General features: G+C 45.6%; 9 protein-coding genes. 6 read left to right on the top strand and 3 right to left on the bottom strand.

The genetic code is table 11. From position 1 onward, the window contains the following. The first annotated feature begins 167 nt into the window (after window positions 1-167). Window positions 168-818 (top strand): 5-formyltetrahydrofolate cyclo-ligase, encoded by a 651-nt coding sequence (locus LDL18_RS02925; RefSeq protein WP_296506916.1) that lies wholly within the window; start codon window positions 168-170, stop codon window positions 816-818. A gap of 72 nt (window positions 819-890) precedes the next feature. Here the strand turns inward: LDL18_RS02925 and LDL18_RS02920 are convergent, their stop codons facing one another. Then, window positions 891-2,462, bottom strand: coding sequence for a M23 family metallopeptidase (locus tag LDL18_RS02920; RefSeq protein WP_296506915.1), 1,572 nt, complete (start codon window positions 2,460-2,462; stop codon window positions 891-893). Window positions 2,463-2,815: 353 nt separating this feature from the next. On the opposite strand from LDL18_RS02920, the gene LDL18_RS02915 reads away from it, so the two are divergent. The 5 genes from LDL18_RS02915 to LDL18_RS02895 all read left to right on the top strand — a co-directional run bounded on the left by LDL18_RS02915 (window position 2,816) and on the right by LDL18_RS02895 (window position 8,452). Further along, window positions 2,816-5,635: a helicase-related protein gene (locus LDL18_RS02915; protein WP_296506914.1), complete on the top strand. Its 2,820-nt coding sequence runs from the start codon at window positions 2,816-2,818 to the stop codon at window positions 5,633-5,635. Window positions 5,636-5,865: 230 nt separating this feature from the next. After that, window positions 5,866-6,204 (top strand): ferredoxin FdxA, encoded by a 339-nt coding sequence (gene fdxA, locus LDL18_RS02910; RefSeq protein ID WP_011240167.1) that lies wholly within the window; start codon window positions 5,866-5,868, stop codon window positions 6,202-6,204. A gap of 328 nt (window positions 6,205-6,532) precedes the next feature. Beyond that, window positions 6,533-7,087 (top strand): CarD family transcriptional regulator, encoded by a 555-nt coding sequence (locus LDL18_RS02905; RefSeq protein WP_011240168.1) that lies wholly within the window; start codon window positions 6,533-6,535, stop codon window positions 7,085-7,087. Between the two features lie 224 nt (window positions 7,088-7,311). Continuing rightward, window positions 7,312-7,611 (top strand): DUF1330 domain-containing protein, encoded by a 300-nt coding sequence (locus LDL18_RS02900; RefSeq protein WP_296506913.1) that lies wholly within the window; start codon window positions 7,312-7,314, stop codon window positions 7,609-7,611. Window positions 7,612-7,690: 79 nt separating this feature from the next. Beyond that, window positions 7,691-8,452, top strand: coding sequence for a DUF2807 domain-containing protein (locus LDL18_RS02895; protein WP_296506912.1), 762 nt, complete (start codon window positions 7,691-7,693; stop codon window positions 8,450-8,452). 8 nt (window positions 8,453-8,460) lie between these two features. Here the strand turns inward: LDL18_RS02895 and metW are convergent, their stop codons facing one another. Then, entirely contained in the window at window positions 8,461-9,108 is a 648-nt protein-coding gene (metW, locus tag LDL18_RS02890; RefSeq protein WP_296506911.1) for a methionine biosynthesis protein MetW, read from the bottom strand. After that, a partial coding sequence (locus tag LDL18_RS02885; RefSeq protein ID WP_296506910.1) for a homoserine O-acetyltransferase occupies window positions 9,108-10,000 on the bottom strand: 893 nt, incomplete at its 5' end. The genes LDL18_RS02885 and metW, both read right to left, overlap by 1 nt.

Genomic DNA, 10,000 nt, shown 5'->3' with positions numbered 1-10,000 from the left:
TCTTGATATATCCGCTTTCGAGAGGCGTTGCAGAAAGAACAAGGCGCGTTTTTATTTTAACTTTGGGATCGTTATGCCTTCTTTCAAAAAAACGGGTTGAAAAAAGCAAAATAACAACAAAATTAAGAAGATAATGAATATTTTTCTGTGCTTGGATGGAGAAGCCTGTGTCCGTTGCGTCGTCTTCCCTTTTCTCTGTTTCTGATCTTCTGAAAGAAGGGGATACATCGGATAATATTCAGTCAATAGCGTCATTGGCTGATAAAAAATCCCTGCGAAAATTATTTCGTCAGCGTCGTAAGGCTTTGGCTGATCATCCTTCTTGGAAAGCCGATGGTTTGATTTTTACCCTGATGTTGGCTGAACATATTCGTAGTCATTTCGGAAAAGCACGCTCTATTTCGGCTTATTTGCCCAATGATGGCGAAGTCGACCCTTTGCCTATTTTTTTGCAGGCGATTGACGCTGGTATCACGCCTTTACTGCCGAGAATTGTTGAAAAAGACGCGCCTCTCGATTTCCATCGCTGGTGGCCTGGTGATCCTTTGGAAGAGAAAAACGGCGGTATTTTGCAGCCGGTTGCAGAATCTGAAAAGATAATGCCGGATATTATTTTAACGCCCTTAGTGGGTTTTGATCGCTCTTTGCGCCGTTTGGGGCGAGGCGGCGGCTATTATGATCGCAGTTTCAAAGCCTATCCTGAGGCTATTCGGATCGGCGTGGCTTGGAGTATTCAAGAGGCGGCGGCTATTCCGGTTGAGGCTTGGGATATGCCCCTTCACGCGGTCGCTACCGAAAAAGAATGGATAGGTTTTTGATACTAGCTTTCCACTAAGACTATATCAAAAGGCGATCGGATTGCTTCGGCATGATGTTTGGCGGTAACGCTTTTAGCTTTGCTTGGAAGTGGAATCGGCTAAGGCAAGCATTTCTGTGGTTCTTTTCTTGAAAGCGGCTAAGTCTTGTCCTGTTAACTGATAATGTGCCGATTGGACAAAATGATCAGGATTGACCGGTACAGAATTGTAATGCAGTTCGTAATGGAGATGGGGCCCTGTTGAAAGGCCAGTTGTCCCGATTTGTCCGATCACTTGGCCTTGCGAGACACTCTGTCCTTGATGAACGTGAAGGCAGCTCATATGCGCATAGGCGGTTTCAATCCCTTGCCCATGATCAATAAGCGCAAAATTACCATAGCCTGATTTACGACCTGCAAAAATAACCCGACCGGTTGAAGCCGCTTTGATAGGCGTTCCATAGCTGCTGCTGATATCAATACCTTTATGCAGGCGGCCAAAGCCTAAAATAGGATGAAAGCGATATCCGAACGAGGAGGTTATCCGTCCTGCAACGGGAAGAATGAAATTATTGACACTGACAAGCGGTGCCTGTCCTTTGTCGTCCAGCCAGTAACTTTGCCCGTCTTTTTCCCATTTGAAAAGTCGGAGTTGTGCTATCGGTTTTTTTGTGTCGGACGTATGGCTTTGCGTTAAAGCGATATAGAGTGGGTCGCCAATTTCTTTCTCACCCAAGCTATTTTCCCGCTGGTTCAAGACAATATCAAGCCGCGTTTGGTGGCGGATAAACAGGCGAGGATTTGTAAGTTGTTTCTTGAGTAATTCTTCTATTTTAGAAGCCAGTGATGTCGGGATACCCGCCATTCGGCTATCTTCCCGTATGCTTTTTTCAACCGAAAAACTGAATTTTATAGGGCGGGTCATAAAAGGTATCGGATATTTTGTTAGTTTGAATCCGTCTTTTTCGCGATCAATATTGACCATACTGTCAAAAGAAGCCTGAAAATTCAGATGACTAAGACGATGCGCTTGTAACGGGCTAGCGGGCGGCAAGGTGATAAAATGAAAAGCAGTATCTTCCCCGATGTTGTTGTCGGGGAGGTTGCTTGAGATCAATTTTTCAATTTCTTGCGCTTCTTGGGTTGAAAGTCCGGCTTTCTCGAATATCCGGCTAAGCGCTATTCCATTTTCTTTTTTAAGATAACGAATGGGCGCTGTTGGTGAAGGCATGGCCTCGCTTTGGGTCGGCATAATGCCTGTTTGTGGTGGTGCCGGAAAGAAATGATCCATCCCGACAATCGCCGTCGATAAAGGTGTTTTTTGTGGGTTGGATTTGATGATGGGGGCGACTGCTTCACTTTCTGGCGGAAGAAAAGTGATATGGCCGGCTGGATGGGTCAATAATGCAGCGGTAATCAAACCTGTTAGAGAAAAAGCACCGCGCCACCAGCGGGCGGAACCAATGGATTCCGCCAGATTAACGACCCAATCATCACGGAGCATCCATGTTTTAAGCTGGAGCCAGTCGGAAGCCGAAGAGGTCGGGATAGCCGGTGCTGTTGTAAACGCCCGCAATCTGTCGATCATCATTTTTAAAGGCAGATTTTCTCTGCTGTCGTGATGATGAATGGGCGATCCATTCGATGGGGTGGCACCTTCTGCCATTGTTTACAACCTCGATACTAAATCCGGCCTTGATTCTTAAAGGCCTCAATCGTCAATGTCTTTTTGGGACTAGGTCGTTTCATCTAGGTCTGTTTGGCCTGAAAACGGTTAAGCCCCATAGGGGTTTTGCCGGATAAACCTTTGTATCCGGTAAAGATTCGACTTCTTTGACGGAAAAAACAGAGGAAAATTCAATAATTGCGATGGGATATAGCTTAATTTGCGATGAACGGAAAAGGCTTTTGCTAAAAATATTGGCTGGGGCTGCCTTTAATCAGAAAATTTAATATTGAAAATCGATTAAGGATAATAGCTTGCCTTTTATCCTGTAACTTCCGACATTATAAGGCGTTATGTCCCGTCTTTCTTCTTCGTCATCTGTTATCGCTGTTTTGGGCCCGACCAATACCGGAAAGACCCATTTAGCGGTTCAGCGGATGTGTTCCTATACATCAGGTGTTATAGGATTTCCTTTAAGGTTATTGGCACGTGAGGTTTATGATCGCGTGGTCGAAATCAAAGGCGCTGATCGTGTCGCTTTGATTACGGGCGAAGAAAAGATTTTGCCGGAGAAAGCCCAATATTTTCTCTGCACCGCAGAATCTATGCCGATGAATCGTGATTTTGCCTTTGCCGCTTTGGATGAAGTGCAATTAGGCTGTGATCGCGAGCGGGGGCATGTCTTTACCGATCGTTTGTTGAATTTGAGAGGGAGAGAAGAAACGATGTTTTTAGGGTCGGATGCGCTCCGGCCTTTGTTGCGGCGTTTAATCCCAGGGATTGAAATCGTCAGTCGTCCCCGTTTTTCTACTCTGTCCTATAGTGGAGCAACCAAATTATCGCGTTTGCCCCCACGTTCGGCAGTTGTCGCCTTTTCAGCCGAGGAAGTTTACGCCACGGCAGAAATGCTGCGTCGTCTGCGCGGTGGGGCTGCGGTTGTTATGGGGGCGTTGTCGCCTCGCACCAGAAATGCCCAAGTCGAAATGTTTCAGGCGGGAGAAGTCAATTATCTGGTGGCGACTGATGCCATTGGCATGGGGTTGAATATGGATGTCACCCATGTCGCCTTTGCCTCTTTGACTAAATTTGACGGAAGGCAGGTTCGGAGGCTGACCATTCCTGAAATGGCACAGATTGCTGGCCGTGCCGGACGATATCAGCGTGATGGCAGTTTTGGAGTGCTGCAATGGCCCGGTGAAACGCTGGAATTTCGCGAAGAAGAAGTTTCCGCGATCGAAGAACATCATTTTTCTCCTGCGGAATATCTCTATTGGCGGGAAGGGCAGCCGGATGTCAGCCGTTTGGATGCGTTGATTGCGTCTTTGGAGCGTAAACCCGGGCTGCCTTTATTGCGGGCGGCACCCGAAAGTTATGATTTGGCCGTTCTGCATAAATTGGCAGAAGATCCGGTTATCAAAGATCGGGCACGCTCTTCTTTGGCTGTGAAACGGTTATGGGCGGTCTGTGGCTTGCCTGATTTCAGAAAAACCGGCATCGAAGCCCATAGTCGTTTGGTTCGGCGAATTTTTGGTTATCTGACTGAAGGTAATGGCTACTTACCTGTCAGTTGGTTTGCGGATGAAATCGTCAAATTGGACAATGTCCAAGGGGATGTCCCAACTTTATCCGAGCGTTTAGCGGGTATTCGTATTTGGGCCTATATTGCCCACCGATCGGATTGGTTAGAAAATCCGGCGAAATGGGCTGAAAGAACGCGCACATTAGAAGAAAAATTATCGGATGCTTTGCATGAAAGATTAACCCAGCGTTTTGTTGATCGTCGCACCTCTATCTTGATGCAGGATATGGGAAAGGCGGCTTTGGATATGTTGCCAACAGAGTTTTCAGAAGATGGTGTGGTTCTGGTCGGAGGAGAATCCATTGGGCGATTGGACGGTTTCTCTTTCCATGTTGATCCGGCCGCCCGTCATGGCGATATGAAACGGTTACATGCGGCAGCAGAACGTCGTTTAGGCGGTGAATTGACAAGGCGCGCCAAAGCCTTGCAAGAAGATGAGGATAAGGCTTTCTCGCTTCTTTTAGAAAAAGGTGAAAAGATCGGGATAAGCTGGCGTGGATATCTGGTTGCTGATTTAGAGCGTGGAAAATCGTTTTTAATGCCTCGGGTAAAGTTAAGCCGGAAACTGGATCGTTTATCACCGATCGATCAAAAGCAGATCGAAGAGCGACTGGTTACATGGTTAAAGGGTAATATCCAGCAGACCTTGGGTAGTCTGGTTAAATTGGCAGAGTTATCGGAATTATCCACCACACCCCCTTCTTTGCGGGCATTATTGGCGTCTCTGGTCGAAAAAGGCGGTTGTCTTCCCCGTGTCGAAATCGATGACATTCTGAAAATGCTGAACCGCCCTTTGAAAAAACAAGCAGCGGTTTTGGGTATTCGTTTCGGGCGGCTGGATATTTTTATGCCCGCTTTGCTAAAGCCGAAAGCGATTGACTGGCGATTAGCGTTATTGGCTGTTTTTCATAATCGTCTTTTGTCTTTCATTCCGAAAAATCTGGGTTCGGCAATAGAAACGCCTCTTGAGAGTGATGCTGTGGAAATGGCTGGATGGGTTGGCTTCCGGTCTTTGGGAAGCCAGATGTTGCGGGTAGACAGTGCCGAAAAATTGGCAACGATGGTTCACGATCGGCGGCCATCTCAAAAAACGGATAAAAACGCCGCTCATAGTAAAATTGATCCGCCAACTCCCTCTTCTGGGCAGAAAAAAGAAAAAAAGGTCGCTTTGCCTTTGTCGAAAAAGGTGAAAAAGAGGGATGATAATTCCGCCGAAGGAGCGGTTAAAAAAAATACTTCGAGAAGGGTGAAAGTGGCAGAATCTTTGCCGATATCCGCCAAGAAACAGCCGAAGGAAGGCGATCAAAAGAAGAAAGAAAAGGCTTCAAAAAACAAAGATAGCGCGCCGCAGAAGGCCTCCTTTACCCCCGATCAGCGCATGATGCAGGCTATGGGTTTGAAACCGGATGCTTTTGCCAAGTTGATGTTGAAATTGGGTTTTTATCCGGCAGATAAAAAGCAGAAAAAGGATATCTCTATTAAAGAGGATAAGCCGCAATGGGTATGGCGGGGCGTAAAGCGGAGGCAGGCTTCTTTTAAAAAACAGCCTGATATTCCCAATGCTTTTTCTGTTTTAGCCCATTTGAAAAAATGATTTGTGAAATTTTATCGCCCTGTCCTGTTATCTCGGCTGTCTGTGATGCTTCGGCACTTGTCAAAATTTCATTTAATTCCTAGAGCAGGGCTTCCGTATTCTGGAAAGAGTAGGCGTTTGGCTGGAAAAATGGTTTTGATTTTCCGTGTCGGGCGTCTTTAGGTTGTTCATCAGGGTGCATCATTCAGCTTTAAAGCCGCGACGTGATGCCCTTATCGGAGTTTTTTATAATGACTTATGTCGTTACCGATGCCTGTATCCGTTGTAAATATATGGATTGCGTCGAGGTTTGCCCCGTCGATTGTTTCTATGAAGGCGAGAATATGCTCGTCATCAATCCGAACGAATGCATTGATTGCGGTGTTTGCGAACCGGAATGTCCGGCTGAAGCTATTTTGCCTGATACTGAAAACGGGCTGGAAAGCTGGATGGAGCTGAACCGCAAATATGCCGAAGAATGGCCGAATATCACGCATAAAACCGATGTTCCTGCCGACGCCGATGAAATGCGCGAAGTAACGGGCAAATTGGAAAAGTTCTTTTCACCAAAACCCGGAAATGGTGATTAATCCTTTTTTGTCCTTTCCCATTTAAGACGACGTTTTCTGTTATAAGCCTAATAACGTCCCTTAATTTTGGGCGTTATTGGGCTATGACCTGTTGGAATTTTGCCTGATTTGTGTTAAAGAGTCTTTCGAAAAGAAGGTTTTCCAAGGATTTTATTTTAGACAATCAGTGAATGGGTTGTCTCTTTTCATCCTATGTATCGCAAAAATGGGTTCTCTGCGTCATGACTACCGACCGATGTCGGGCTATGATATCTAATTGTCCGGTACCTGATTTTTTAAGATCATCAGTCATCGAACGGGAACCTTACCACAGGAAAGGTCGTATATAATGGCTTCCAAGGCGCTGAGTTTCGTCGTCGGCGATTACGTCGTATATCCCAAGCACGGTGTTGGGCGCGTAGTCGAGTTACAAAGCCAAGAAATTGCCGGAACCCGTCTTGAACTTTATGTCCTGCGTTTTGAAAAAGAACGGATGACCTTGAGAGTTCCGACAAACAAAGCAGAAGCAGTCGGTATGCGGAAGCTTTCATCCAGTGCGACGCTTCAGGAAGCAATCCAGACTTTGAAGGGAAAACCCCGTATCAAGCGGACGATGTGGTCTCGGCGGGCGCAGGAATATGAAACCAAGATCAATTCGGGTGATCTCGTTTCTATTGCCGAAGTGGTGCGTGATTTGTTCCGTGCCGACGATCAGCCGGAGCAGAGCTATTCTGAACGCCAGATTTTTGAAGGGGCAGCTTCCCGTCTCGCCCGCGAATTAGGCGCGATGGAAAATACCGATGAAGCGCAAGCGCTGGACAAAATCTTTGACGTTTTGAAGGCTGCTGCTGCTGAACATCGTCAGGCTGTTAAAGAGTTAGCGAAAGAAGAAGCTGTAGATTAAAATAAAGGCCTTGAGAAAGGCTTTTTCTTTTATCTTGAGATGATCTTCAAATAAAAACGGCTTTTACGAAAAGGCCGTTTTTATTTTAATATTAAGTAATTTATATAAAATCTGATAAAAATAGATTTACAAAATTTAATATTATAAAATATTGGAGCGTTTTTAACGCTAAGGTTGTTTTAATCTTTTCTACAAGCGGAATATATGAAACCGAGAGGCGCGTTATGTCTGCCTACGTTATTTCTGATACGAATCCCAAAGATCCTGAAGCATGGAAAATTTATATTGGATTAGCGGCTGCCGCTATCAAGCAATATGGTGGCCGCTATTTATCCCGAGGGAATGAAATTCAGATCATCGAAGGGGAATGGACGCCCCATGCGATCGTGGTCATTGAATTTCCAGATATGGCGACAGCAAAAGCATGGTATGCTTCCCCAGAATATGCAAAAGCCTTAGTCTATCGAGATAAAGCGCTGAAACGTAATTTGATTTTTATTGACGGTTATAAAGGTGAAAATTGAAACAAAAACCTTGTTGAATTATGATATGAATTAACATAATTAAATATTATATTATTTTTTTATAACTTTAGAGCAGATTGTGCGTGATCGTTACAAGATAGGATGCTGTCTTTTTTTTATTATAGCGGCTTTTGCTGTCATAACAGTAAAGGTTTGGCCGTCCTTTTCAGGAAGAATTGACCAATCCTATCATTTTCAACCTTTCGACACGCTTTATTTGGCGGGTATTGATGATGCAGAAATCATTCTGGGTGATGATTATTCGGTCAATCTTCAAGTCGCGCCAAAGGCTGTGAAGTCTTTGGATATCGAGTTCAAAAACAACAGCTTGAATATTCTGTATAAGAAAAATTGGCTAAACTATCTCGATTTTCACAAATCACCTGTCAAAATTCGGATTACGCTGCCTGTTTTGAAAGAATTTGTTTCTTCTGGTACGGGTTTCGTGTCGATTGAGGGCAAAGTCAGAAATCCTTTGACCGTTATTTTAAATGGTTCGGGGAAAATAAATATTTCCAGTGATGTCCGTGATAATTTGACGGCTATTTTAAACGGGTCTGGCGCGATCTCTTTTTCAGATATTCATGCTGATAAAGTCGTATCTGATATTATGGGTTCTGGTCAGATTACTTTTGCCGGAGATTCTCGATCTGCGACACTTCGTCTTATGGGATCTGGCAAGATGGATATCAGCAAATTCCAGTCGCAGATTGTTAATCTATCTTTGATGGGATCAGGCGATATTGACGTAAAACCGGACGCGGATATGAGCCGTTGGAAGATTTCTAAAATGGGAAGCGGTAATATTCGGCAGCAAAAGGCTATACCCCTAAAAGGATAGCCTTGCCGTTAGCGATACAACAGAAAAAGAGCGCTTTCTGCACGCCAATTGGCTGCGGTTGCGGAAATTTGTTTGTTATGAGAGAAAAACCAGCTTTCTTTGACTTGGTAGTGATGCTGTGCCGTGAAGTCATAGAAATCTTCAATAGTCAGCATATGAATGTTATCCGTTTCATACCATGAAATAGGCAGATTGGGCGTTACCGGCATCCGTCCCTTTAACATCAAAGCCAGCCGCACTTTCCAATAAGCGAAATTCGGGAAAGAGACAAAAGCATAGCGTCCGATGCGTAAAAGCTGGTTCAAAACCTGATGCGGAGCGCGGGTTGTCTGCAATGTCTGGCTTAGGATAACAAAATCAAAAGCCTGATCGGGGTAATTGACCAGATCAGTATCGGCATCACCCTGAATAACCGATAATCCCCGCGATACAGCATGTCCGACATTGGTCGGATTGATTTCGATACCACGGGCATCAATATTTTTGCTCTTTTTTAAAGAAGCGATGAGCGCGCCATCGCCGCAGCCAATATCCAGCACCCGACTTTCGGGAATGATATGATTGGAGATGATCGCAAAATCAGGCCGTTCCGGTTGCATTGACAGAGATAATTTTACCGAAGGGTCTTCCAGAATTTGAGAATCTTTCAGAGACATTATGCGCGGTCACCTTCTAAAAAGCCATGAACCGTTCGGTGAAGGTCTGGCGCATCCAACAAGAAAGAGTCGTGGCCGTTTGGGTTAGACAGTTCCATAAAGCTGACGGCTGCCCCTGCCGCATTAAGCGCGTGGACGATAACCCGTGATTCCGAGGTGGGATATAGCCAATCGCTATCGAAACTGATGACGCAAAAGCGGCTTTTGGTGCCTTTGAAGGCATTAGCTAATTTGCCGCCATGCTCCTCTGCGAGATCAAAATAGTCGGTCGCTCGAGTGATGTAGAGATAGGAATTGGCATCAAAGCGTTCAACAAAGCGGATGCCTTGATGTCTAAGATAACTTTCAATTTGGAAATCGGCATCGAAACCGAAGCTCTTTTCCTGTCTCGATTGTAAGCGCCGTCCGAAACGGGCGGTAAGACCGGATTCGGACAAATAGGTAATGTGCGCTGCCATGCGGGCTACGGCTAGACCAGCAACCGGTGGGTCTTTTTCTTCGTAATAATTGCCCTGTCGCCATTTCGGATCCGCCATAATCGCTTGCCGTCCGACTTCGTGAAAAGCGATATTCTGAGCCGAATGGCGTGCTGTTGAAGCGATAATAACGACGGATTTTACTCGATCGGGATAGGTTGATGCCCATTCCAAGGCCTGCATCCCACCCATTGAACCGCCGATCACGGCCTTTAATTGCCGGATGCCGAGATAATCGAGTAATTTAGCCTGCGCCCGCACCATATCCCGAATAGTAATCACCGGAAAATTCATCGCGTAAGGCGTTTCTGTTCCGGTCATAAAGCTGGAAGGCCCCGTTGATCCCAGACAAGAGCCGAGAACATTGGAACAGATAATGCAGTAGCGTTCGGGGTCGATGGGTTTGCCTTTGCCAA

It is taken from the genome of Zymomonas sp. (genome assembly GCF_020216885.1).
Classification (GTDB): Bacteria; Pseudomonadota; Alphaproteobacteria; order Sphingomonadales; family Sphingomonadaceae; genus Zymomonas.
This window is presented reverse-complemented; position numbering and strand designations above follow the sequence as displayed.

Excerpts from the sequence above, each read along its gene's own strand:
- LDL18_RS02920 (WP_296506915.1), bottom strand. The coding sequence starts at position 2,462 with ATGGCAGAAGGTGCCACCCCATCGAATGGATCGCCCATTCATCATCAC.
- LDL18_RS02915 (WP_296506914.1), top strand. The coding sequence starts at position 2,816 with ATGTCCCGTCTTTCTTCTTCGTCATCTGTTATCGCTGTTTTGGGCCCG.
- fdxA (WP_011240167.1), top strand. The coding sequence starts at position 5,866 with ATGACTTATGTCGTTACCGATGCCTGTATCCGTTGTAAATATATGGAT.
- LDL18_RS02905 (WP_011240168.1), top strand. The coding sequence starts at position 6,533 with ATGGCTTCCAAGGCGCTGAGTTTCGTCGTCGGCGATTACGTCGTATAT.
- LDL18_RS02900 (WP_296506913.1), top strand. The coding sequence starts at position 7,312 with ATGTCTGCCTACGTTATTTCTGATACGAATCCCAAAGATCCTGAAGCA.
- metW (WP_296506911.1), bottom strand. The coding sequence starts at position 9,108 with ATGTCTCTGAAAGATTCTCAAATTCTGGAAGACCCTTCGGTAAAATTA.